The following is a 26,128-nucleotide window of genomic DNA, read 5'->3' as shown; positions in this document are numbered from 1 at the left end:
ATGGACCCGATTCGAGTGAAAATTGTCAGAGGTACAGCATTTGCCCACCCTACGCTTCAGGGAAGGTGGGCAAAGGTCGAGGATTCGAGATGAAATAGGGAATTGGCTCAGCATTTGCCCACCCTACGCCACTCAGGGAAGGTGGGCAAATGGACCCGATTCGAGTGAAAATTGTCAGAGGTACAGCATTTGCCCACCCTACGCTTCAGGGAAGGTGGGCAAAGGTCGAGGATTCGAGATGAAATAGGGAATTGGCTCAGCATTTGCCCACCCTACGCCACTCAGGGAAGGTGGGCAAATGGACCCGATTCGAGTGAAAATTGTCAGAGGTACAGCATTTGCCCACCCTACGCCTGAGAGCTGAGAGCTGATAGCTGACCGCTGAATGCTTACGTTGCGTTTGCCATTATTTTTTGCTATTTTATCCTTAGAAAGGGTAGAGTGTAATCACATATATTTACGCTGTGGACAAAACTATTTAACAGCGTACTGGTACGAAAGTATGTTAAAATCCAATCGGTATTTCCGTTCCTGATCTTGTTTTATTGAGGCCATTGCTGGGTCAGGGTCATGATTGCTAGTAAACCGAACCTGACCAATGAGTCTCCAGCCATTTTCTCTCGGCGGATTTAACCCACTCCAAACCCTACCGAAAATAGCTGTTGCCTCGTGCGCCAGTGAGTATCTACCCACCGACGAATACCTGTTTCGACAACCTCAACCCCAAGCGGCTGTAGCGGGTGAGGGTAGCAACTGTTAGAAGGAAGCATAACTTGGATAAGGCAGGCACTGAGTCAAGTCTTGCAAATCTTCGACCTATAACCATTATTACACTTTTGACTTCACTTTTTGTCAGTTAAGCAGCTGTCACTTGTTGTGCTACAACCCGAAGTGCGGAATGTCGGTTCAGCAGTAATGGCCAGTGCTAGGTTGCTCAACTCGTTGCCGTCTGATATATATTTAACCTAAATAATTGTAAGTAACCGAGTGTTTGTTGATGGTTGACGGTTGGGTGTTCACAGTCAGCAAGAAACTCTCAACAACAGCTATATCTTTTAAAGAATCCCAAGATTATAACCCAAGGGTGGCTGTGGGAATATTAAAAATTATTCATAATTAGTCAATCTAAACTAAGTTACAAAACTACCCTAATAAGCGCGAGTTTACTATTATGGCTCCTAGCGATGACTTCAGACAATACCTTAAGACAGGCAATATTAAAGAGGCTCTTGTCCTAGCCCTGAGCGAAGCAGTTGATTTGAAAATTACTACCTGGGTAGCCGACACCAATGCTGATTTAGATGCAGCCCAAGCAAAACCTGGTCATCGTATGTGTACCCGCATTGATACCATTAACGGTACCATCGACAATGAAGTGGGGGACCAGTTTATCGGCAATGGTCGCTATAGGGAACTGCGGCAATTTCACAATGATCAGGTGGCTCAAGGCAATCAAATTATTCAGAGCAACCTCAAAAGTCTGCATAAGCTGTTTGAAGTTCTACTCACTCTAGGTTACCCAACTAGCACTACTGGGGTTATAAAGCCTGAATCCCCTAGGGTTGAAACCCATTTATTGCCAAGCACAGAACCGGTAACTGAAACCAGAGTAGCCATAGAGTCAGTCGAGTCAGTCGAGTCAGTCGAGTCAGTCGAGTCATACACAGAGCATCGTGTCGATACAGTTACTAAAGCCGTTTTGGGGACTGGATTGGCAGCAGCAGCAGTTGCCTCTGCCTCGGAATTAGTAGCAGAACCTCCCCCAGTCGAAGTAGAACCAACTCAGACAGCACCAGAGACACCCCCAACAATCTCTGCTGACCTTGAGTCAGTAACAGCTACTACCCCAGGGAACTTTGATGATTCATTCATTAATCCCTACACCGTAACTGAGCCGATCATAAAACCTGGATTGGTCGATGAAGTAGTCGATGAAGTAGTTTCTGACCCTGGTTTGTTTCCAGAGATTACTGAGAGTACTGAATTGCCAGAAACGACTGACTTGGAGGAGGAAAAAGCAATAGGAAACTTCCTACAGGATAGGTGGTCAGAAACTGAGTCAGTCTTGGTACCTCCACCCCCCATGGAAGAGGAAACAGAGATTATTCCTGACTTTCTACCAGATACGGCTCCAGAACTGGAGTCAGTCTTGGTACCTCCAACCCCGATTGAAGAAGAAACAGAGATTAGTCCTGACTTCCTACCGGATACGGCACCAGAACTGGAGTCAATCTTGGTACCTCCACCCCCAGTTCCAAAAGAAACCCAAGCTAGCCCCGAGACTTTCCTAGAAACTGAGCCTGAACTGCTAGAAGTCCCCTCAGCAGAACTGGAATCCTCACTGATGCCATCGACAGATAGCACCGAGGCGTTAGAAGCGGAAACTGAACAGGACGATTGGGATGACTCGATGTGGGAATTACTGGAGTCTGTGCCTGATCAGGAGCTAACTGACCAAGACGTTTCAGATGCAGAGATTGATCAACAATGGCAGGAATTCGTTGAAGAACAATCGGAACCTGATTTAAAGTCATCCGATGCAGTGGATAATCAAAATTGGGAACTCCTGACATTAGAAGATTTGGAGTTAACGCCCCCATCACCAGAATCCACAACTGAAACTTCAAACCAGGAATTAGAAGATGAATGGGGTGATTTGTTTGAAGAAGACACACAACAGCTTGATACAGACTCTAACCTCCTCAGCCTAGAATCATTGGAGCTAGAAGAAAATGAGGATTGGGATGATTGGATGTTGGAACAACCGGAGCACTCATCACTAGAATTGACAACTCCTGAGATAGATTCATTGGATGTCTCTGAGGATAATGAGTGGGATAAATTAACGAAAAACGCTAATCCGTTCACTGCACCAAGTAATCTCAATGGATCAGCAACAGATTTAGAACTTGATGAAAACTGGGATGATTTCGCAACTGATGAACTGGAATCTTATCCATCTCTAGGAAATAGCTTGGAGCTATCGGCACCTTCAGAAGATCCAGATACTTCAGAACTGACCAATGACCTAACTGATGACCATAACTTTAATCAGGAAGAATCTCAAGAGTTAGATCCGTTTCTAGAAATCTCTGATATCACCGATCAATCAGAGAAAGCATCTGAGGACCTCATGGAAGACTTGTTTGACTTTCCTGTGGCACAACAGAGTGAATCTGAGGCGATAAAACTTGATGATGATAATTGGTCTAGCCTGGAAGAGTCACTATTTATCAAGAAACCACGTAAACAAGAGGATTAGTTTGGTTGAAATCGATAATTCCTCCACTTATATCCACTTATATTAGGGTAGTTAATATCTTATTAAAATGGCCGTGACCAAGACCAGAAACCGTAAGCAACCAGGAACTACTGATGCCAGCGCCGGATTAAATTCGCCACGGGTCGCACCTGATCTTAGCTCTAGATTAGGTCAAACCCTTGATGAATTTTATGGCTCTTTGGGGGATGTCTTGATTGACATCACAGCCTTAGAAGTTAACACCATGGTAGTGGAGGAAATTAAGGGATATAAATTTATCCCCTGGGAAACCTACCGGGATATTTACCCGATCTCAGCGGACTATCTAGAGCAACAGGGAATTCATCCGTCTTTACGCGATCGCTACCTTGAGTTACGTAAAACCTTAGAACTAGAGTACACCGTGCTTTTGAGTGATCCCAATTCACCCTTGTATGATCCCACTGTTCTAGAGCAGGCTAGAGGAGGCCAAGAAATCCTCACCGATCCCACAGTAGAACTGCACCAAATTAACACCCGACTACCAAACCCTACTAAAACCAGCAGTTCTGAGGAAATGCTTCAAGCGCAACAGATTCTTAAGAACAATCGTTTCTTGCGTTGTTTGCGTAAGCTCAGTGAACTGAAAGCAGCACTGGATAGTCGAAATCAGGCATTGCTAAAAACTAATTCACACCAACGGGCAAATGTCAAGTCAATCAATGATTTAATTTGCGCCCAAACTGTGATTCAACTAGATGGTGATGTAATCAACCGCTATGCTCAGGAAATTGTTAACCATCCTGATCGAGATTTGATTCTACACATCCATAAGCAAGGAGTCACTGCTAGTCAACAGCAGTGGAGAGGATTGCTAGAATTTATTTTGGGTTTGGTACAGGCGTCAGTTAGATTGGGTCATGGTCAGAGTTTACCTTGGGGCAATTGATGTACTCGAAGACCACAGTAAAGATTACGGTTTGCTGATTCTAACCCTTAAAACTGGCTTTGTTGCATGAATGATTAAGAGTCAAAATGCTCCCCCTCTCAGGAGAAGTCTTAAGAATCATGGGCATAGCTATCAGGCATACCTAAATGGGTCATACGATTGAGGGCAGCACAGGCCAGTAAAAGTACTAAGCGCCTGGTTATCGAAAGTACGACGAGAACAACTAGTGCCAAAGATCACCTTGAAACGAAACATCGCTGTTTCCGATCATGAGCGACGGTGGTATCCACTCTCGTGTTTCCATTGGCTTCGACCCACTTGTTCAATCCGCACCAGGTTCTGATTGCGTGGATGGTTGTCCCCCTCTTGTGGCCAATATTGAGCATCATGACGTGGGGGGATATTGACCTGAGCACCGAGAGAACTGATGGCATCATAGCACTTGCGCTGATCATAGGCTCCATCTGCGGATACTGCTTCAATATTTTCTTCTATGGCGTCCAACACCTCCGATCAAGCGGAATCGTCACTGAGGTTATTGGTACTTACTAGGGCACTTTGTATCTCCCCTGTGCTCTCATCCACCCCTAGATGAAGCTTTCGCCAACTGCGACGGAAAGCTCACACCATGTTGACGCACTTTCGATTCTCCATCCCCATACACTTTTATACCTGTGGAATCCACCACCACATGCCGTGCCAAATTCCTTTCTATGACGGGCATTGCTACACTTAATTTTCCCAGTCGCCTCGATACCGTTGAATGGTCTGGTACATCTAAGTCCACCCCCATTAACCGGGCATAACGACTCCATCAATCCTTGGGTTTGCCTTCCTGGTAAATTCAGCAGTGAACTGATCGTACTCATGGAGCGCGATCGCTATGTCACTGTATTGGGGTGATCTGCCTCGTTTCCCTGTCTTGTGCGGATTCCACCATCCCTCGAGTACCTCCTCATCAATCGGTGAAGGTCAAACTTCCTCGGTTTTAATGGGCTGTGTTGTACTCACTCCAATTCCTAATTTTCTATTGGGTCTTGGTCAAAGCTTCTGTCATGGCTGGGTCGAGCCAAATTTTTCTCTCGAAATAGTATTGCAGCTAACTCATACTCTTTATGCAACAAAGCCCTTAAAACTTACCACTACCGATTAAGTAAAGCAGCGCCATCCTAACCGCAACTCCACTAGTCACCTGTTGAGGAATTAAGCTAATATCGGGATCATCCATCAGCTCAGAACTAATTTCAACGCCTCTGTTAACTGGGCCAGGATGGAGAATGTGAACGTTGGGTTGGCAAAGTTGGAGGCGCTCCCGGGTAATCCCATAACGCTGATGATATTCTCTCAAACTAGGCAACAAATGACTCGTCATACGTTCTTTTTGCAGCCGTAAGGTCATGACAAAGTCAGCATCTTTTAGTGCTGGTTCAATGTCCCAGTGAACATATAGCTTAGGATGACTAATTGGTAACTGTTGCGTAGTCGTCAGGGAATGGCTGGCTTGACTTGTGATCGGTACCGTTGCTTCTACAATCACAGGGGTTTCGGTGTACTGCTGCTGGTGAGCAAGGCTAGACTTAGCCAATAACTGTTGCTGTTGCTTTTCCCTAGGTTGTTGCAGACGAGTACTACTGTATTCAGCAAATAATTGCGGAAGTAGGGTAGGTGGTCCAGCGAGATGAACCTCTGCCCCTGTCGCAAGCAGACTCCAGATATTGGAACGGGCAACTCGTGAGTGCAAAATATCTCCAACAATGGTAATCTTTTTTCCATTAAGCAGTTCTATACGGGGATTGTCCCAGTCTAAGCAAGAACAAATTGTAAACAAATCCAGCAATCCTTGAGAAGGATGTTCATGTTGACCATCACCAGCGTTAAGTACACTTACCTGGACACCAAGTCGATTCATCTCAGTAGCAATAATTTGAGGAACTCCCGCCTGCCGATGGCGAATCACCATCATATTAGTTCCCATTGCCAGGTAAGTCTTCGCTGTATCAAGAATCGTTTCGCCCTTGCTTAAGGAAGACGTTCCTGGTGCAAAGTTTAGGATATCAGCAGAAAGACGCTTAGCCGCTAGTTCAAAACTGCTACGAGTACGGGTGGATGGTTCAAAAAACAAATTCGCAACCACCTGACCCTGTAGTGCAGGTACCTTTTTGGTTCGTCGGGATAGTACTTCCCGAAAGCTAGCGGCAGTTTGTAACACTGTATTGTATTCATCTGGCGTAAAATCAGCCAGGGCAAGAATATGGCGGCGAGTCCAGGTGGCATTTGCCATAGAAGTCGTCAAGCAATTCAATAACTTAGTTTTGCTGCTCGTGACAGCTTTGAGAATTTCTGACACCCAGGAAACCCTAGATATCGATTAAGGTTAGCAGGTCGAGCAGTATTACCTACTTGGTATTATTGAGCCCCAAAACCTCAGATAACCTCAGCGCAAACCTGTGTTAAGGAAAAAAGCTGGTTTAGTGTTCGGTCTAAGAAGGTTTTCAAGAAAAGGTGCGACCCAAGGCCAGGTTCCCCAGCCATTGGAAAACGCACCATTAGCAGTTAATTTAAATCAATTGATTTAATCGATTAAATCCGCAAGTTAAATGCCCAGCACCATAAAACTGCGGTCAACTAATCTCCTGTCCGGTTGAATACTTAATAATTCCTTGATAATTAATCACGCTTTTTTGCTCGGACAAAACCGATTTGTGAACAGGCCATGACAGATTGGTGGACGTTTTATCAATGACTGATCACTAACGACAAAAAACCACAGACTATTTTAAAAGTGATTAACCGGACTTGATATAACACATCTATTAAATTGAGGGGTATAACCCGTCATGCCAACTATTCAATAGTATGCTCTACTCAAGAATATGGGTCAAGAGGCACACATTTTTGTTGCTGTGCTTTAATCTTTTGCTGAACTCTAACTGGTACTCCCTTCACTGCTTTGCCATAGAGGCGTTGAAACTCCCGCTCAAAATGGGCAGCAACCATAGGACTATGAATAACTAACACCGTCTCATCGTTCCTGGTATTTGCTGCTTTTGACCAGTTGTGAGAGCCTGTAATCACTATCTTTCCATCGAGAATGGCAAATTTGTGATGTAAGACATCTCCTTCTGGCAACTGAGGCACACCGACGGTAGCAATCGGTTGACGCCAAGGACGGTTACCAGTCTCATATTTACACTTGTGAGCAACAGCTACTCCCATCATGTCCAAACCCTCACTGTAATAGCGAAAGGCAAAACTTGGCTCAATTAGCGCTTTGACCTTAACACCTTGTTGATGGGATTCCTCTAAAACATTAGTTAGCCGTTGCTCGGAAAAGACAAACAAAGCTATGTGAATGGTTTCCTTAGCCTGAGGAAGGATTTCAGCGATCAGACCATTGCTACTCTGATGCCAAGGTTTGGTAGTGGAGGTTGGGGAGAATTGTATCGCGATAGTTGTATCCCCCACACTGGTATCCCCCACACTGGTATCCCCCACACTGGTATCCCCCAGTGTCACCTGCTCTACTGGTCGCCATGGCTTCTTGAGACCAAACTTACTGTCTGGTTTACCCCCAGCACCATCCCCCCACATCAGGTTAAATTCCTGGGTGAATTGGTTAGCTAACTCTACACTGTCAATCTTGAGCAGATTGTTGGCATTGCCACGACTCTCTCGAAACTGAAAGTCACCATGTAGATCACTAAGAGTGAAGTTGGCTGAGGTAATAATAGAAACTTTGTTATCAATAACTATAAACTTATGATGCATTAAGCCACTGCCCCGAGAACCATCCGCTGTGTCATCAATCATAGGTACACCACCATTTCCTAAGATGATTAAAGCGTCTCCTTCTGAAATTTCCCTTGCACTCAGCTGACCATCTCCGTCACGGTCGATCAATATTAGGGACTCATTGTAGCGTGAGCGTTCTCTTTGGCGCAGTTTTGCCACTGACTCAGCGGTAAGTTTACTGACCGGAAGACTGTAGTTATTGTCTAAAATGACTCTGACCTTGACACCAGCTTGCTTACGTTCTACTAGAGCTTGGGCAATTCTGGGCATACGCAACTCCTGAACCGCCACATCTACTGTTGACTTTGCTGATGCGATCGCATCCACAATCACTTGCTCCAAGTTATCTCCCTCCCGAGTTACTCCCCGGTAAGGATCTATGTATTGGGCTGACCTACTATGATTAAAGTAAGCCTGAACCCAAGGGTCTTGGGGCAGAGGGGGCTCAAGAGAAACCTGTGGCTGAGCTTGTTGACAGCCACACAACATCAATAGTATCAGCAAAGGATAATACAAATTCCAGTAAATGCACGCTGGTTGGGAACTCAAGGCATCAAAAAACCCGATTGAATAGCTGATTTCCTCATGCTAACAGCACAATCTTCAAATAGATGCAGTTGTTGAATTAACATAAAATACCAGGGGATATCAGTTGCCATCTTGTTCAACTACCCCCCCTAATTGCCTTTTTCTTATGGAATGGCTTATACCGAAGCCTAATTAGCGGGTTAGGGAGTTTAACCCGAACTACTGTCTTATGCCAAGACGAAAGAAAACATTCCCGTGTGGCCACAAGGGGTATGGTAAAACATGCCACCGATGTGATCAAAAAAACCGAGCACGGGAAGAGAAAAAACAGCAAAAACAGCAGTGGGAGTCTAGTTTTGAAGATGATCCCATTGACTTAAAAAACCTTCCTACCCATGTGGTTGTCAAAGCCCGTGGGATAATTGCTGGTTTGGAGAATCACCAAGATTACAGAGAATTTGGTGGCAAGCGGCTGCGCCACAACCGCTGGATCATTAGTATTCCTGTAACTCGCAACTACCGAATGATTTGTCACGACCAGGGTAGCTTATTGGTTCCTCACGCAGTTTTGTCCCACGAGGATTATAACGTTGGCAAACCAGGTGGTTAGTTGTTATTCATCAGTTATTATTCATCAGTTATTAATCATCAGTTATTAATCATCAGTTTGAGAGAGACCTGGAAAGGTTATATGCTGAAGGTAGAGATAGCTGGTTGCCTGAAAACCCATGCAAATTTATCTGGACTATAGCGCCAACACACCACCACGCTCAGAAGTCATTAAAACTATGCAAGATGTCCTTGCCCAGCAGTGGGGTAACCCATCTAGCTTACACCAGTGGGGTCAGCGAGCGGCTATTGTACTGGAACGAGCAAGAATGCAGGTGGCTAGGTTAATCAATGCACCAGCAGAATCGATTATATTTACCTCTGGCGGTACTGAGGCGGATAATTTGGCGGTGATGGGGGTTGCCCAAGCCTACAAGAAACCCCAGCATATCATTATTTCTAGTGTAGAGCATTCTGCAATCGCTCAACCAGTGGCCTGGTTGGAGCAGTGGGGTTGGCAAGTGACTAGGCTACCAGTGGATTCTCTGGGAATGGTCAATCCCGGTGATTTAAAAGCTGCCCTACAGGCAAATACAGTTTTAGTCTCCGTCATCTACGGTCAAAGTGAAGTAGGTACGCTCCAACCTATTGATGAACTCGGACAAATTGCTCGTCAACACCGTGTCTTGTTTCATACCGATGCAGTTCAAGTAGCAGGACGGCTATCGATAGATGTTCAACAACTACCGGTAGATTTGCTGTCGATTTCCAGTCACAAAATTTATGGTCCGATGGGAGCAGGGGCACTGTATATCCGCCCTGGTGTGGAGTTAGTGCCCCTGATCTCCGGTGGTGGACAAGAATCCCGATTGCGGTCTGGAACCCAGGCGGTGCCACTGATTGCTGGGTTTGGCATGGCGGCAGAACTAGCAGCAGCGCACATGCTAAAAGAGACACCTCGGTTAATTCGATTACGCGATCGCATGTTTGACCAACTGGCTGATACCCCCAATCTCATTCCCACTGGTTCTAGAGACTATCGCTTACCCCATCATGTTAGTTTTTGTGTGACTTCCCCTACTGAGGGGGTGACTGGCAAAACTATAGTGCGTCAGTTGAATCAGGCTGGTATTGGGATTAGTGCAGGTTCCGCTTGCCACAGTGGTAAACTGAGTCCGAGTCCGATATTGTTAGCAATGGGTTACAACGAGCCAGCTGCTTTGGCTGGAATTCGGTTGACACTGGGGAGAGATACCACAGAAGCTGATGTAGATTGGACGGTGATGGTACTTAAGCAAATTTTGGAACGACTGATGCCAGAACCAGCATTATCTAAGGTCTAACTTTGCTCAAAAAAGCCTCAATTGCTCCTATGGGTAGGGTTGATTGGGTGGAATTAATGTGGCGAGACATTTATCTTTGAAGTCATTAGTATTAAAGTCTTTGATAAAGACACATACGGACAGACTCATGAGTGAACTTCCTTTGAGCTTAGAAGACGCGATCGCTCAAGCTAAACAAGCGACCAAAGCTGCCCTAGATGACGGTCAAACCAGGGTACAAGTGGAGTTGGTCTTTCCAGAAATTGCCCTACAAGCCCAGTCAATCGCCCAAGAATTTATTCCTATCTTTGAGCAGTATGGCTCCGGACTGAAAATATTTTTTCCTGATACGGGTGCTTCAGCCCTTGCCCGTCGTGACTGGGGAGAGGTACCGTTTAAAATTACTGATGTTGGCACCAGTCGCTCCCCAGCAGAAACTAGAATTGATGATGATGACCAGGTTTTCTTGCTAGTAGGTCCCTCTGCCGTGGAAGTAGGCCAAGTGGAAAAGATTTGTAATTTGGCTGGGGATCGCCCCTGTGTAATCCTAAATCCTCAGCTCGAAGATGTCTCGATTGTAGGGATTGGCTATGCCGCACGTCAGTTGCGCGATCGCTTCCTGAAAACTCTGGAGTCTTGTTATTATCTGCGACCTTTTCCAGGAGGGGCTCTATGGCGTTGTTACCCTTCTGTGTGGCAAGTATGGCTAGAAATTGATGATGAGTATCAGTTGGTGACTGAAGAACCCAGCAAACCGACAACAGAGGCTATTGAGCAAATTATACTTAAGGCAAATCTAGTTAACACAACTAGCCCAGAAGATTCTCAAAATATACCATCTGCCCAAAAAAAACAGTCGTTATTCTCAGGTATCCAGAAATTCTTAAATGCTCTGAGTCGTTGAACTCACACTTGAACTCAGATCAGAAAAACGTTATAAAAAATCTAGCTAGCGAGGCAATAAAACCTCGTCTGTATAGATCCGGGAGTGTTAAGCTACCTCTTGGCTAGTCAGTGATATTAAATTTTAGAACTATCATAGAGGAGTAACTTAGTTGACGATTTGCGGTACAAAACGATACGATCATTATGTCGTCAAAGGTAGCTCGGTGACTAAGTACATCAAACTCAGAGTTGCTGCTGAGTGAGTCGGGGTCAATGTCAGAACGTGAGCTTGATGGGAAACGGCAGGGATAATCAAAGCCATTAAAACTCCATGACTGACAGCGCCGAGCTGCTCGCTTAGTATCAAAGCAAAATTAAGAATGACCCAGACTTATGCAACGAGCCTTCAAGACCAAGTTAAAACTTAATAATAGACAAAAAACCTTGATGGCTCAACACGCTGGGTATTCTAGGTGGCTTTGGAATTGGGCTTTAAATATGTGGAACGAATCCTATAAAGCCGGGCTAAAGCCTTCTGCTAACAAGCTGAAAAAGTTCTATACCAATCATGTTAAACCTCAATATCCTTGGCAGTCTACCTTAAGTTCTAGGGTTTATCAATTCGTCTTCATGCACTTAGGAGAAGCGTTTAACCGATTCTTTCAAGGGAGAGCTCAACACCCTAAGTTTAAGAAGAAAGGTAGAAATGATAGCTTCACCCTAGATAATTGTGGGAAGGTCATGGAGTTTTCAGGAACTCGGTTGAAACTCCCTTTTCTTGGGTGGGTTAGCACTTATGAACCTTTACCTGGAATCCAGACGAAGCGGGTTACAATCAGTCGAGAAGCCGATTCTTGGTATATTTCTTTGGCCTACGAGTTGGAACCTGAACCCACTGTTAAATGTAGAGAATATCTAGGTGTTGATGTCGGGGTTAAAGTTATAGCCACCTGTTCAGATGGGACGGTATTTCCTAATCCTAGAGCTTACAAACAAGCTCAGAAAAAGCTGGCTAGACTTCAAGGAGAACTATCTAGAAGAACTATGGGTTCTGCCAATAGAAATAAGACCAAGCTGAAATTAGCTAAAGCCCATCAACGTGTTGCTAACATCCGGAAAGATGCAATTCAAAAATTAACCTCTTGGCTTGGCAAAAACCACGCAGTGATTGGGTTAGAAGATCTAAATGTTTCCGGTCTGCTAAAAAACCATAAGGAACGCAGGTGCGATAGCCGATTCCGCTCCGCTCTTTATGAAATTCGTCGTCAAGTCGAATACAAGTCTGAGTGGTACGGTTGCTCATTGGTATTTGTAGATAGATTCTACCCATCCACTAAAACTTGTTCTAGTTGTGGTCATGTTCAGGAAATGCCACTTAAAGAACGAGTTTTTGATTGTGAGGTTTGCGGTGAAGTCTTTGACCGTGACTATAACGCCAGCCTGAATGCACGAACGTTTTGCCGAAGGCTATTCGGTCTAAGCCTGTGGAATAGGAAGTGCCGACACCCTATGAAAAACCAGGTAACTGGAAAGAAGCAGGAAGGGAACTTTAATACGGTTTTTACCGCATTATATCAGTTTCTCGTCGCAGGGAACCGGCGAACTTGCCAAGGCAAAAGGTTAAAAATGTTCGCTTAATGTGGAATTTTAGCTTTCCGAATGTCTAACAACCTAGATGCTCAGCCACCAGCAGTAATCAAAGACGAATTTAACCTAGATAACTTCCTCGAGGATATACCGGATATAGAGGAAGTGGCACAACCAACCACTGATATCCTCCAAATCGAGTCCGATGATGCTGCAGAACCAAAAGTTGGCATGGCAGAACTCAATAGCTTAGCTGATATCTTTGAAGGTCAGACCCCTGATTTGGATAAAACCTGGCAAGAAGAAGAAATTATCGCTCCAGATAACCAGCAGTTGTCTAGCCAATCACACAATTCTATAACTACAGACGAACCAAAGGATTTATCTGACCTGATTAAAGAACTTGATGGGTTGGACATTCCAGAGGCAGCGGAGTCTACCGAGGAAGATTTACTCAGTTTGTTCGATGAGGAATTTCCAGAAGAAGCAGCTTTTGAATTACTACAGTCAAGGGAGTCAACTCCAGAGGAGATTCAACCTAACCCTACTCCAAGCCTGACGGATAAAGACCTTGAAGAATTATTTTCTGTTGGGAGTACTGAGGCAAACCTAACTCAAAAAACTAACCCAGCGGATGAATTAAGTAGTTTATTTGACGATACCTTTTTTGAAGAAAATAGCTCAAGCGCGGAAAATACTACTCCCACAAAATTAGATAGTTATGGGATGAGCAAACAGCAGCCTATCCAACCAAGCACATCGCACGTCGAGCCCACCCACAGCCCTCGCCCGGGTCCGACCTACACGGATCTCAATGAATTAGATTTTAATCTGGTTAATGACTTGGAGCTTATTCCAACTCACCCCCCGGCAAACCATGACCAGCCAGGAATTAAATCCCCATCAACTAAAGGGTCTTTAAAACCCACCTCGACACCCGGTCTTAGTTCAAGTGTAAAAGGAAAAAATAGAAAATCTGATCCTATAAAATCAAACAAATTACCAGATTCATCACCACAACCCTTACCAACAACCCAAGATCAATGGCAGCAATTAGAGCAGCTGTTGGCAGAAGCTACCGCACATTACCAAAACGTTGATTTTGACAGTATAAAACCTCTGGATGTGACCTTACCCACTGCTGAGGTGGTATCAGAGCAGAAAAGAATATTTGATGAACTAGAACTCCTATTAAATGAAACTAGTAGCCCTGAACCTAACCACTCCCTAGACCAAGAAACCCCGCAAACCAATCAGGTGGATTCAGTAGAGGATGACTTTAAAGACATCGAGCACTTGCTAGAGCAGGCAAATCAAAGCATCTCTGCTATCCCAGGAGGGATGAACCAGGAGCTGTCTCGCCAAACAAGGCGTCCGAGGTCTAAGCTATTTGAACAAACCATGCGGGTACCGGTTAAACAACTGGACACCCTGAGCAATTTAGTGGGAGAACTGGTGGTTGGTCGCAATAGCTTAGAGCAAGATCAAGAACGGCTGCGGCAATTCTTAGATAATTTATCCCATCAGGTATCGAGCCTCAACGATGTGGGTTTGAAAATGCGGGACTTGTATGAGCGAACCCTGCTGGAAAATTCTCTATTGTCTAGTAGTAGGATTTACCGCACTACAAGCATCCAAGAACGGGAACAAGGAAACCAGAATTGCACCAGCTTAGAAGACTATCACCCCCTGGAAATGGACCGCTTTACAGGCTTCCATTTGCTATCCCAAGAGATCATTGAGCTGATTGTCCGGGTTAAGGAGTCGGCATCTGACATTGAGTTTTTGGTGGATGAAACCGACCAAGTAACTCGTACCCTCAGACAGGTAACTAATCAACTCCAAGAAGGACTGACGCGATCGCGTATGGTGCCCTTTGCCCAGGCAGCAGACCGCATGCCCCGTGCAGTCAGGGAAATTTCCTTGCAGGAAGGCAAGGAAGCCGAGCTACACGTTGAGGGGCGGGAAACCTTGATTGATAAAATGATCTTGGAACACCTCTATGATCCTATGACCCACCTGGTCAACAATGCCATTACCCACGGGATTGAGCTACCAGAGGAACGGCTGGCTGCGGGGAAGCCTAGGGCGGGTAAAATCACCCTCGGAGCATTCTACCAGGGAAATCAGACGGTGATTTCTATCTCGGATAATGGGGCGGGCATTGATCCAGCTCGAATTAGAGCTAAAGCCCTTGAAAAGAATCTGATTTCCCCAACTGAGGCAAAAACCCTGAGCGACTTGGAGTTGTTCAATTTCATCTTCCACCCTGGGTTCACCACTGCTGAGAAAGTAACTGATACCAAAGGTCGAGGGGTAGGCATGGATGTGGTGCGCACCTGCTTAAGTGAAATTCGGGGAACTATTACTATCGACTCTACTCTCGGGCAAGGAACCACCTTTACCATTCGCTTACCCCTGACCCTGAGTATTTGTAAAGCCCTCTGCTGTGTAAGCGATCGCGCCAGAATTGCTTTTCCCATGGATGGGGTGGAAGATATGCAGGATGTCTCCCCTGACTGCATTCAGACCAATTCCCAAGGTCAAGCCTTTCTTCAATGGCGGGACAGCCAGATCCCATTCAAGCCCCTCTCAGAATTGCTGACCTACCATAGCCAACTCAGCCGGGCTAGTGTCTATGGCAGCCAACGGGAAGACAACTTGATTTCTGTGGTGGTACTGCGAAGTACAGGTAACATGCTCGCCGTAGAGGTTGATCAGGTATTAGGGGAGCAAGAAATTGTTATTAAGCAAATCGAAGGCCCTGCACCTAAGCCAGTAGGCATTACCGGGGCGACCGTCTTAGGGGATGGTCGAGTGATGCCCATTGCTGACGTTCTAGAACTGATTGACCTTGCTATGGGTCGGATTCGTAAAGATGGTGGTGTTGCGATCTGGCAAAGGATGGAAACTCCAACCGCCAGCGGAGCCGAGGTCAATCTAATCAAATCTGATCCCATGGTGTTGATTGTGGATGATTCAATCACAGTCCGAGAACTCCTTTCTATGACCTTCAGTAAAGCTGGTTATCGGGTAGAACAAGCCCGTGATGGTCAAGAAGCCTGGGATAAACTCCGGTCTGGTTTGCCTTGCGAGATCGTATTCTGTGACATTGAAATGCCCAGAATGGATGGTCTAGAACTCCTATCTCGCCTTCAAAAAGACCCAGATTTGTGTGAAATCCCCCTGGCCATGCTCACCTCTCGTGGTGCTGATCGACACCGGAAAGTAGCTGCTGATCTCGGTGCTAGAGGCTATTTTACCAAACCCTATCTAGAAGACGTGCTACTAGATGCTGCCCAACGAATCAGGCAAGGGGAAGTGTTGTTAGCTCGAAGTAATTAACACAGGTAATCCCAATGGGTAGCTGCGGGCAGCATCCTCAACCAAATCATCCCAATGCCAAACCAAAGACGATGACCAGACCTGGTTAGGGTAACAATACCTCTGGAGGATCGTACTTTTCGGGATCTAGAATCGGGGAATGGGAATTATGGATTGGGTACTTTAAAAACTAAGCTAATGACAATAAAAGCGTTTGACTTGAATTCGCATCAAAATACGGCATCGGGTAAGACAGGTCGGTTTCGCAATTGGATAGTGGGGTTCACGAAAAAACCGATCTCTCTCAATTCCCCAACTTCCAATCCCCATTTCCTAATACCGTTGATGACACTATCGTTGTGGGGACTACCAATCCTATCAGGGTTAGCCGCCAAAGCCTCAGATATCCCACTAAAAGTGGGAGTCGTGCAGCGCTTTGGAGATGAAGAAACTGACAAGCTCACCCTGAAAGCTGCCCCGGACGATCAGCTAACCGTCAAATTTTTAGGCGGTGATATGCAACCGAAAACCAAGCAGCTTAGCAGCCTCAAGCTGGAAATAGTCAATAAACCGTTACAGCAGCCGCAGATCGAAGAGTACGTGGTCTTGAGTAACCATGGGACCTTTGAAACTGCAGAAGATAGTGCCAATAAATGGCGGGAAAAGGGGATTGAGGTGGAAATTGCCAAGCCTGACCGCTGGCAGGTGTGGGCAAAACGGAGTGTTTATCAAACCCCTTTATTGCGACGTCTACTGCTAGCAAGTATCAAAGCCAAAGGTGATACTATTGCTTATATTGATACTAACGTTGTCACCGAGGTGCCCCATGCTTCCTTTGTAATTGGTGACTATCGCTACCATCGACGGGAAATCGATATTACTGCTGGCAAAAATCGGATCTGGGTTAGCAAAGGAGAAAATAACCGTAGGACAAGACTTTATCCTGGTAGTCTACGGATCCAGCCCAATGCCTATGGTGACTATACCTTAGTAAATCAGGTACCTCTAGAAAGCTATTTACGTGGTGTAGTACCTCATGAAATTGGAGCTGGAGCACGCTATTCAACCGTAGCTGCCCAGAGCATTATTGCTCGCACCTACGCCTTGCGGAACCGACGCCGATTTAATGTTGACGGTTACGAACTCTGTGCCGATACTCACTGCCAGGTTTATTTCGGAATAAATCAAACCAATCCGGTCGCTGACCGTGCGATCGCAGCCACTAAAGGTCTCGTCCTCACCTACAACAATGAGTTAGTAGATGCCCTATATTCAGCGGCAACTGGTGGAGTCAGTGCGCCTTTTAGTGATGTTTGGAATGGGTCAGAACGTCCTTACTTAAGAGCAGTGGTAGACTCCCCATACTCCCTCTGGAATTTGTCACAAAAATCCTTAGCAGACGAACAAAATTTCCGTGAGTTCATGAACTTGAAGCAAGGATTTAATGAGACTGACAATAGTTACTTATTCCGCTGGAAGTACAACAATAGCTTAAAACAAGTCACCAGCCATTTACAACGCTATCTCAAAAAAACCAAACACCCCCTTGCCAACTTCACTACCATTGAGCATATGGAAGTGGTAGAGCGTTCACCAGCAGGACGAGTGCTGAAAATGGCGGTAACAACGGATCGGGGTATGCTGGAGCTGAGTAAAAATGAAGCCCGCAGCGCCTTTGGTCCTCCCCGCAGCACCCTCTTCTACGTAGACCCGATTTATGACAAAGCCAACCAAACCCTCAAAGGCTTCGTGTTCGTAGGTGGCGGCTTTGGTCATGGGGTTGGCTTCAGCCAACACGGTTCCCAAAATTTAGCTAAACTCGGTTGGTCCGCAGAAAAAATTCTCAGCTTCTATTATCCTGGTACTCAAATTCAGCCTTTGAACAATTCTATTATCTTCTGGCAAAATGCCAGCGCACTAGTCACGCCCTAGTCTAATCAAGGGTCAAAGAGGGGAGAAAGTGAAGATACGGAAGAATTTCAGGAAAATAACCTCCTTCTCCTCCTTGATTTAGCTTGGATTTAGCGTGATTTCGCCATCATCCCATTACCTAATCATCTCATCACCCGGTTTTCGGCGATGGGGAAGTAAGGAGCTCAAAGAGTAAAATACCCAACTTCTAAGCTCTCTTACTTCCCCTGTGTACTAAGTACTTAGTACAGAGCATCCTCTTGATGAGTTTCGATCGTGCAATCAGAGGTGGGGTAGGCCACACAGGTCAGAACGTAGCCAGCCGCAATTTGCTCATCATCCAGGAAGGATTGGTCTGACTGGTCAATAGTACCACTCTCTACTTTGCCAGCACAGGTAGAGCAGGCACCCGCACGGCAGGAATAAGGCAGATCTAAACCTTGCTCTTCAGCAGCGTCGAGAATGTATTCGTCTTCAGGAACGTCAATGGTTGTATTTATACCTTCCTCGTCATTTTTCAAGGTGACTTTGAAAGTAGCCATGTTTTACTAATCCCCTTTGTTATTATTACTTAGATTATTACTTAGTAAAGAGCTTCCTCGATTTAGCGTGATTTCTCCATCACCCTATTACCTAATCATCTCATCACCCGATTTTCGGCTAAGGGGAAGTAAAGAGCTTGAAGAGTAAAACACCCAATTTCTAAACTCTCCTACTTCCCCTCTGTTATTAGTACATATATTAGTACTTAGTACAGTGCTTCCTCTTGATTAGTAGTGATCGTGCAATCAGAGGTGGGGTAGGCCACACAGGTCAGAACGTAGCCAGCCGCAATTTGCTCATCATCCAGGAAGGATTGGTCTGACTGGTCAATAGTACCACTCTCTACTTTGCCAGCACAGGTAGAGCAGGCACCCGCACGGCAGGAATAAGGCAGATCTAGACCTTGCTCCTCGGCAACGTCGAGAATGTATTCGTCCTCGGGAACATCAATGACTTTCTCCTCTTCTGGCATTTTTAAGGTGACTTTGTAAGTTGCCATGTTTTAGTAATCCTCTCGTAAAACAATAGTAGAGACCTTGTGAGTATACGGCAAAAGCCTATCCTTTGGTTTAAGGAGCTTGGCATGCTTATTTTTACTCCATCTCTGATACTACGGGAAAACACTCAGCAGATTAAGACCGATTAAGAATGAAAGGCTGAATCGCCAATTTGATAAGTTTTACTTATATTTTACCGCAAGTATCTACACCACAGAGTTAGCTGTAAAACCACTCCATGAAAATGCTCTAAGGTCTAGGTTTAACAGGTTTTTTAAAGATCCTATCTCCCTCAGATAACTTCAGCAAAATCCTTAGGAATTTATAATTAGGAATACTTATCATTACCATCCAAGACCTGTATCCAAACATCAGTTGATCCGGTGATGGGCTGATGGATAAAAAGGTATATCACTTGCCAGGCTTGAGATCAGTTTTGCGGTATCATGGTAAGTTTGCAATGACCAGCAAAAAAGGAACAGAAACTGCAATGGCTCAGATGTATTACGATACCGACGCTAACCTAGACCTACTGGCGGATAAAACTATAGCTATCATCGGCTATGGTTCTCAAGGTCACGCCCACGCCCTTAATCTTAAAGAAAGTGGTATGAATGTGATCGTGGGACTGTATCCAGGTAGTAAGTCTAAGACGAAAGCTGAAGAAGCAGGCTTAACCGTCCACACAGTGGCTGATGCTGCTAAAGCGGCTGACTTGGTGATGATCCTGCTGCCGGATGAAGTGCAAAAAACCATTTATCAGGCAGAAATTGAGCCAAATCTGACCGAGGGTAATGTTATTGCCTTTGCCCACGGCTTCAATATTCATTTTGGTCAAATTGTTCCCCCAGAGTTCGTAGATGTGATCATGGTTGCTCCCAAAGGTCCAGGACATTTGGTGCGGCGCACCTATGAACAGGGAGAAGGGGTACCTTGTCTATTTGCTGTTTACCAGGATGCCACAGGCCAAGCACGCGATCGCGCCATGGCTTACGCCAAAGGAATTGGTGGTACCCGTGCCGGGATTCTTGAAACTACCTTCCGGGAAGAAACAGAAACTGACCTATTTGGTGAGCAAGTCGTATTGTGTGGCGGCTTGAGTGAATTGATTAAATCCGGATTTGAGACCCTAGTTGCTGCTGGTTATCAACCAGAATTGGCCTATTTTGAATGCCTTCATGAAGTCAAACTGATTGTTGACCTAGTGGTGGAAGGTGGTTTAGCTAACATGCGGGATAGCATCTCCAACACTGCTGAATATGGTGACTATACCCGTGGGCCAAGGATTGTTACTGATGAAACTCGCGCCGAGATGCGTAAAATCCTCAAAGAAATTCAATCAGGTCAATTCGCCCGTGAATTTGTCTTGGAAAATCAGGGAGGTAAACCGGTCTTCACTGCTATGCGCCGTCAGAATAAAGAACATCCCGTCGAGGAAGTCGGTAAAGACTTACGCGCTATGTTCAGCTGGTTGAAAAAAGTTTAAGCATTGTTGACTGTTGACGGTTTACGATTAATCTCTTAAATCAGGGCTTTTTAACTGAGGACTTATTTATAATCAGGACTTACTTGACACTCCCCATGGCTATAAGCCAGGGGATTCTTGGTTCAACGAGGTTACTTGCTCTTCCAGGCCGCAGCCAAGAAGAGTAGAGGTATCCTCTCCCCAAACGTTTTGATAAGTTCCGGTGTGCCCCACCGTACCCAAAGCTCTCGTGAGAATGTTTCTAGCAGCATTATGGTCGCGATCCAACTGACACCCGCATTTACAGGTATGGGTTCGAGTTGATAATGACTTTTTGACCACTTTGCCACAATTGGAACAGTTTTGGCTTGTGTAAGCAGGATTTACTGCAACAGTTATTCTGCCAAACTTTTGACCAAAATACTCCAACCATTCTCGGAACTGATACCAACCTGCATCGTTAATAGACTTGGCCAGACAGTGGTTTTTAACTAAGTTTTTAACCCTTAAGTCTTCATAGGCGACCAGGTCGTTAGACCGGATTACGCAACTTGCCGGAGACGAAACCTTAGAATAAAGAAGCCTTAATAACAAAGATTTAACCCTTTTATGCATAGCCGACTAACCATAAAGGCTTCTTTATTCTTACGGTAACTTCTAACCAGTCTCTTGGCATGTTCTTCCCGTTGCCTACTTATCTTGAGGTGCTGTCTGCCTAGTCTATTGATGGCTTTCTTTCGGTTAGCAGAGCCTTTCTTTTTTCGGGAAACCCGACGTTGATAAAACTTTAAACGTTTTTCACCTTTTCGGTAAAATCGTGGGTTAGGTTCTGAGTATCCATCAGAGTCTGTATAGAACTCTTTTAGCCCAACGTCCAAGCCAACGGTAAACCCAGTTGCTTCTAATTGCTCAGAATTATCTACCTTGACGCAAAACTGGACATAGTACCCATCGGCTCTTTGAACAATCCGAACTCGCTTAATTAGCTTCTGGTCGAAGCCCCACAAGTCCCAGGTACCTTTGAGCTTGACTTGCCCAATACCTTTCTTGTCGGTGAATTTTATGGACTTCTTATCTGGGGATAACTTCCATCCAGATTGCTTATATTCCACTGACCTAGAATGCTTTTTGAAACGAGGATAACTTTTCTTCCCAGGGATTTTATTCTTGCAATTATCAAAGAAACGTTTGATAGCGCGTTCTACGTTCTCAACTGATGCCTGACAAGCATGACTATTGAGGTCTTTAACAAACTTGAATTCGTCTCTTAGTTGAGTGTTGTAGCGATAGAGTTCTTTTTTCCCTGTACCACGATTGTCCATCCAGTACCGAAGTACTTTATTGCGGACAAAGCGAGCCGTTCTAATGGCTTCATTTATTGCAAACCTTTGAGGCTCTTTGAGAACAGCCTTGAACTCCATGACCAACACCTAAAACCACCTCCTTGGGGTTAATACATTGCTTACTATTATAGTCGATATATTGAAGCAAAAGTTCGTATCGCTGTTAGGGAATAAATTCCTGTTAGGGCTAACCCCATGGTTTGTTCGCGTTCGCCTTTGGCGTGGCCTACGGCCAAGCGTCGCCTTTGGCGATAGTTACCGTAAGGAGAGGGTCGCCTTAATCAATAAGTTTTAACCTTTTTATGCATAGCCTGCCAACCATAAAGGCTCCACTCACAATCAGGTTTCGTCTCCGGGATAGAATCGGTGGGGCGTTGCGCCCTCAGGGTCTTCGGTCATGACTCTACTTGTCGGATGGAGAAATAACTCATATGTGGCGTAAGTCCTGTAAATTCTAGATTTTATAGCAGTCGAAGTCAAGGTTCAGACATATTTCTGTTCCCTGTTCCCTATTCCCTGTTCCCTTTAAAGCAAAATAGTATGTCCTAAACTATACTTCCGTTGCTATAGTGGGACGATTATTAATCCAAGGGTTTGCTGCTTCCAACTGAGCCGCTAATGCCAATAGTGTTGCTTCTGATGCTGGAGGTCCCACTAACTGAATTCCTACAGGTAAACCCTTCTCATCAAAACCAACAGGAATTGCGATCGCAGGAAGTCCAGTAGCATTAAATGGTGGACACGGTCCAATCCAATTAATAATATTCTCCAAGGTTTCTTCATAACTCAAATCGTCCCACTCTCCTACCCGAATCGGTGGATGTAAATAAGTCGGTAACACTAGCACATCATAGTTGTTAAAGAATCCCACAATTTGACGGGCTATAATTTGTAGCTTAGTCACCGCTTGTAAGTATTCCCCAGCAGAACCAGATTGTTCAGCAATCCAGCGATTCATCGGACTTAAGGCTTCTAAGGGAATTCCTGCTGACGTTACCCCAGCTTGCCATACTGTCTTAAACGGTTCTACTATGTCACTGAAATCTGGACAACCCGGTTCAACCAGATGTCCCATCCCTTCCAGTCGCTGCACCGTTTCCACCACAATCTTTTCACATACAGCTGACGCTTCTCCCATCGGTTTAATGGATGTCGCAAAACTAATCCGCAAATTATCCAGTTGTTGTTCCGTAGCCTCTAGAAACGATATCTCTGGGTCAGGTAACCAGTAAGGGTCTCCAGTAATATAGCCAGACATGACATCCAGTAAAGCGGCTGCATCAGCTACCGTCCGTGCCATTGGACCAATACTAGTAATACCACTTTGAAAGTCTCCTACTGGAGCGTAAGAAATACGACCTCGTGTCGGTTTAATCGCCACCAAACCACAGCAAAAGGCTGGACCGCGCAGGGAACCCCCACCATCGGAACCTTGGGCAATGGGAGATAAGCCAGCTGCTACTGCTGCAGCTGAACCACCACTAGACCCCCCTGGTGTGTAGTCCAGATTCCAGGGATTGCGAGCTGGTGGAAATCCTGGGGGTTCGGTATAAGGTAAGGAACCCAGTTCAGAGGTAGCAGTTTTACCTAAAATAATGAATCCAGCTTGCTTGATGCGGGTGATTACCCCATCATCATAGTTAGCAATATTGTCTTTGAGGGCAGCAACACCAAAGCTACAAGGGAGTCCTTCTACAGCCCTGAGGTCTTTAATGGCAATCGGTACACCAAAAAATGGAGGGAGTTTAGAGGTATCGGTAGTTTGGGCAAGTTGTTCGGTTTTGGCTTTAGCATCCGCAAGTGCCATCTCAGACGCCACAGTGAAGTAACTCCCTAGTTGGGGATTTAATGCTTCGATCCGTTCAAGGTAGAGTTGGACTAATTCCAGGGGTGATATCTCACCCTTGCGGATCAGTTGGGCTTGGTCTAGAGCTGGAGTAAAGGCTAGGTCAACTTGATTCATAATGGTTCTTTGCTATCAAGGGATGCTAATTTCTCAAAAAAAATGCCTAAGAGTATTGCTAGGCAAAACTTTTAGGCATTCAGATGCTAGTTAGTAAAAACTGAATTATTAAAATCTCAAAGCTATACGGAGTAAGACTTTGAGAGACTTTTTGTTAAACGTTGCTTAAATCCTAAGGATATAGCAGCTTAGGGGGTTAACCCAAACCCTAGCTGTCTTAAGATTAATTTTATTTAGACGCTATTATACCACTTAATTTTATAAATTGGTATAACACATCGTCAAATCCTGGTGATTTTCCGGAAGTTTCCGAAAATTACTAGGGCATGTCGTCAGTTAGAGAATTGACAACCAGTCAGTGCAGCTATAGAACTGAGGGGAGTCAGGAAAACTCAACTAAGGAGGAAGTAATGCGTCGGTATGCCTTGCGTCTTGGATCAGTGGGAGCGAATTAAGGATATGCTACCTGGCCAGGAGGGCGCTTGTTGGTGGAAATGCCAAAGATAACCGCCTATTTGTTGAAGCCGTACTGTACCGATACCGTGCAGGTATTCCGTGGCGTGATTTGCCGGAGAGGTTTGGCGATTTTCGGTCTGTGCACAAGCGTCATAGCCTAGGGTCTGAAAGTGGTGTGATAGAACGTGTATTCAAGACACTCTCATTAGATGCAGACAACGAGTACGCTGCGCTCGACGAACACGATTGTACGCGCTCATCAACGAGGGTGCTGGTGCAAAAAAAAACACCAGACGATAAACCATTAACACAAGCAATTGGACGCAGTAAGGGTGGTTTATCTACCAAAATTCATGCCACCTGTGATGCACGCTAGTAATCCCACAGGGTTTCATCTGACCCCCGGTCAAGCACATGATTTGCAGGGAGCTGATGCGTTACGCGGGTGGTATACATGAGATTGGTGCACTGCTTGCAGACAAGGCTTACGATGCGACAGAGCGGGTGCTCAAACGATTAAAAGAAGCTGACTGCCAAGCTGTCATTCCTCCTAAAGTCAATCGTACTCAACTTTGAACATATGACTTGCACATGTATAAGTGGCGTCATCTGATCGAAAACTTTTTTCAGAAACTTAAGCAATACAGGGCAATAGCAACTCGCGCTTGATAAAACTGCTCGTAATTTTTTGGGAGCCATTCATCTCGCCGCTTCTGTCATCTGGCTTAACTGACGACATGCCCTAGCTAGGTTGCAGCTACCAAAGAGCCAGACTTCTTCGTTAATCTAGGAATTATACCACTTCACCGCCTCAATACACAATATGCCTTCACCCTTTCCTGGGATGAATCCCTACCTGGATAAACCTGAATATTGGTCACAAGTTCATAAGTGGCTAATTGTCCTGATTGCCCAAAGCCTTAACCCCCAGCTACGTCCGAAGTATCGGGTAGCAATTGAGGAAAGAGTCTACAACGCTACTGGTGATGATTCGATGCTAGTAGGAATTCCTGATGATGTAGTTGTTCAAAGTTCTCAAAGCAACCACCAAGATCCCTCAGCTCTGGTTACCGTTGCTGCTCCTAGCCTTAAACCAATGAAGATTGCTCTACCGATGACTGAAACGGTTAGGGAGCGATGCAGCGCGGTCTTGGGGGTTCCCCCCATGAGCGACTGCATCAAGAAGTGGTATTTAGAAGTGCGAAAGGTAGAAACTGGCAAAATAATTACTGTTATCGAAATTCTTTCTCCCAAAAACAAACGGTCTGCAGAAGGGCGCAGCACTTATGAAACCAAACGGCAAAAAATATTAGATAGCTTAACCCATTTAGTGGAAATTGATTTACTGCGTCAAGGAAAACCGATGGCTATGAATACTCAAGCCTTCCAGAGCCACTATCGAATCGTGGTCAGCCGTTCTCAAGAACGTCCCCAAGCCGATTTATATGCCTTCAATCTCCCCCAAGCAATACCTTCGTTTCCTTTACCTCTACAACCAGACGATCGAGAACCTACGGTTAATTTACAACAATTATTACATCAGCTTTACGACCAAGGGAGTTATGATTTAGCGATTGATTATAGTCAAGAACCACCACCACCTTTATCGACTGCAGATGAAACTTGGGTAAAGGAAGTCTTGATTGAACACTAGCCTGCCGCTGGTTCTATAGCATTTATCATAGCTATGAGGTACACATTATTTTTTACCTCTTCCCTGCTCCCTGCTCCCTGCTCCCTGCTCCCTGCTCCCTGCTCCCTGCTCCCTGCTCC

General features: G+C 45.3%; 16 protein-coding genes and 3 pseudogenes. 12 read left to right on the top strand and 7 right to left on the bottom strand.

The window, feature by feature from the left end:
• Positions 1 to 598 precede the first annotated feature (598 nt).
• The 3 genes from BJP37_RS38790 to BJP37_RS08420 all read left to right on the top strand — a co-directional run bounded on the left by BJP37_RS38790 (position 599) and on the right by BJP37_RS08420 (position 4,190).
• The gene (locus BJP37_RS38790) at positions 599 to 760 is read left to right on the top strand and encodes a hypothetical protein (protein WP_158069488.1); all 162 of its coding nucleotides are present in this window, start codon (positions 599 to 601) and stop codon (positions 758 to 760) included.
• A gap of 411 nt (positions 761 to 1,171) precedes the next feature.
• Positions 1,172 to 3,262, top strand: coding sequence for a hypothetical protein (locus BJP37_RS35960; RefSeq protein ID WP_075897970.1), 2,091 nt, complete (start codon positions 1,172 to 1,174; stop codon positions 3,260 to 3,262).
• Between the two features lie 67 nt (positions 3,263 to 3,329).
• Positions 3,330 to 4,190, top strand: coding sequence for a DUF8581 family protein (locus BJP37_RS08420; protein ID WP_075897968.1), 861 nt, complete (start codon positions 3,330 to 3,332; stop codon positions 4,188 to 4,190).
• Between the two features lie 110 nt (positions 4,191 to 4,300).
• On the opposite strand, the pseudogene BJP37_RS08415 reads toward BJP37_RS08420, so the two are convergent.
• From BJP37_RS08415 to BJP37_RS08405, 3 genes and pseudogenes are all read right to left on the bottom strand, one after another.
• Positions 4,301 to 5,166: pseudogene (locus tag BJP37_RS08415) on the bottom strand (IS5 family transposase).
• Positions 5,167 to 5,319: 153 nt separating this feature from the next.
• A complete protein-coding gene (locus BJP37_RS08410) occupies positions 5,320 to 6,471 on the bottom strand; it encodes an aspartate carbamoyltransferase catalytic subunit (RefSeq protein WP_075897966.1) in 1,152 nt (383 codons plus the stop codon).
• A gap of 584 nt (positions 6,472 to 7,055) precedes the next feature.
• A complete protein-coding gene (locus tag BJP37_RS08405) occupies positions 7,056 to 8,486 on the bottom strand; it encodes a phospholipase D-like domain-containing protein (protein ID WP_330359414.1) in 1,431 nt (476 codons plus the stop codon).
• A gap of 253 nt (positions 8,487 to 8,739) precedes the next feature.
• Here BJP37_RS08405 and BJP37_RS08400 point away from each other — a divergent pair, with 253 nt between their 5' ends.
• The 6 genes from BJP37_RS08400 (at position 8,740) to BJP37_RS08375 (ending at position 18,109) form a co-directional block, all read left to right on the top strand.
• A complete protein-coding gene (locus BJP37_RS08400; RefSeq protein ID WP_070391933.1) occupies positions 8,740 to 9,120 on the top strand; it encodes a DUF7682 family zinc-binding protein in 381 nt (126 codons plus the stop codon).
• Positions 9,121 to 9,238: 118 nt separating this feature from the next.
• The gene (locus BJP37_RS08395; protein ID WP_075897962.1) at positions 9,239 to 10,402 is read left to right on the top strand and encodes a cysteine desulfurase family protein; all 1,164 of its coding nucleotides are present in this window, start codon (positions 9,239 to 9,241) and stop codon (positions 10,400 to 10,402) included.
• Positions 10,403 to 10,529: 127 nt separating this feature from the next.
• Positions 10,530 to 11,285 (top strand): DUF1995 family protein, encoded by a 756-nt coding sequence (locus tag BJP37_RS08390; protein WP_075897960.1) that lies wholly within the window; start codon positions 10,530 to 10,532, stop codon positions 11,283 to 11,285.
• 374 nt (positions 11,286 to 11,659) lie between these two features.
• Positions 11,660 to 12,904 carry an RNA-guided endonuclease InsQ/TnpB family protein gene (locus tag BJP37_RS08385; RefSeq protein ID WP_229415244.1) on the top strand — a complete coding sequence of 415 codons (1,245 nt, stop codon included), beginning with the start codon at positions 11,660 to 11,662 and terminating at the stop codon, positions 12,902 to 12,904.
• A 21-nt stretch (positions 12,905 to 12,925) separates the two neighbouring features.
• Positions 12,926 to 16,198 (top strand): hybrid sensor histidine kinase/response regulator, encoded by a 3,273-nt coding sequence (locus BJP37_RS08380; protein ID WP_075897958.1) that lies wholly within the window; start codon positions 12,926 to 12,928, stop codon positions 16,196 to 16,198.
• 324 nt (positions 16,199 to 16,522) lie between these two features.
• Complete coding sequence (locus tag BJP37_RS08375) at positions 16,523 to 18,109, top strand: SpoIID/LytB domain-containing protein (RefSeq protein WP_143727967.1); 1,587 nt, start codon at positions 16,523 to 16,525, stop codon at positions 18,107 to 18,109.
• A 221-nt stretch (positions 18,110 to 18,330) separates the two neighbouring features.
• Here the strand turns inward: BJP37_RS08375 and BJP37_RS08370 are convergent, their stop codons facing one another.
• Positions 18,331 to 18,630 (bottom strand): ferredoxin, encoded by a 300-nt coding sequence (locus tag BJP37_RS08370; protein ID WP_075897956.1) that lies wholly within the window; start codon positions 18,628 to 18,630, stop codon positions 18,331 to 18,333.
• Positions 18,631 to 18,836: 206 nt separating this feature from the next.
• A complete protein-coding gene (locus tag BJP37_RS08365) occupies positions 18,837 to 19,130 on the bottom strand; it encodes a ferredoxin (RefSeq protein ID WP_075897954.1) in 294 nt (97 codons plus the stop codon).
• A gap of 488 nt (positions 19,131 to 19,618) precedes the next feature.
• On the opposite strand from BJP37_RS08365, the gene ilvC reads away from it, so the two are divergent.
• Positions 19,619 to 20,614 (top strand): ketol-acid reductoisomerase, encoded by a 996-nt coding sequence (gene ilvC / locus BJP37_RS08360; protein WP_075905891.1) that lies wholly within the window; start codon positions 19,619 to 19,621, stop codon positions 20,612 to 20,614.
• A gap of 99 nt (positions 20,615 to 20,713) precedes the next feature.
• Here the strand turns inward: ilvC and BJP37_RS42310 are convergent.
• Positions 20,714 to 22,014: pseudogene (locus BJP37_RS42310) on the bottom strand (RNA-guided endonuclease InsQ/TnpB family protein).
• Between the two features lie 472 nt (positions 22,015 to 22,486).
• A complete protein-coding gene (locus BJP37_RS08345) occupies positions 22,487 to 23,899 on the bottom strand; it encodes an amidase (protein WP_075897948.1) in 1,413 nt (470 codons plus the stop codon).
• A gap of 410 nt (positions 23,900 to 24,309) precedes the next feature.
• Between BJP37_RS08345 and BJP37_RS08340 the strand changes: the two are divergent.
• Both BJP37_RS08340 and BJP37_RS08335 read left to right on the top strand, forming a co-directional pair.
• Positions 24,310 to 25,088 (top strand): annotated as a pseudogene (locus BJP37_RS08340) (IS5 family transposase).
• A 90-nt stretch (positions 25,089 to 25,178) separates the two neighbouring features.
• Positions 25,179 to 26,009 (top strand): DUF4058 family protein, encoded by an 831-nt coding sequence (locus tag BJP37_RS08335; RefSeq protein WP_075897946.1) that lies wholly within the window; start codon positions 25,179 to 25,181, stop codon positions 26,007 to 26,009.
• Positions 26,010 to 26,128 lie beyond the last annotated feature (119 nt).

Source organism: Moorena bouillonii PNG (assembly GCF_001942495.1).
Taxonomy (GTDB): Bacteria; Cyanobacteriota; Cyanobacteriia; order Cyanobacteriales; family Coleofasciculaceae; genus Moorena; species Moorena bouillonii.
Note: the sequence above shows the minus strand (reverse complement) of the source record. Positions and strands in the feature narration are given on the sequence as shown.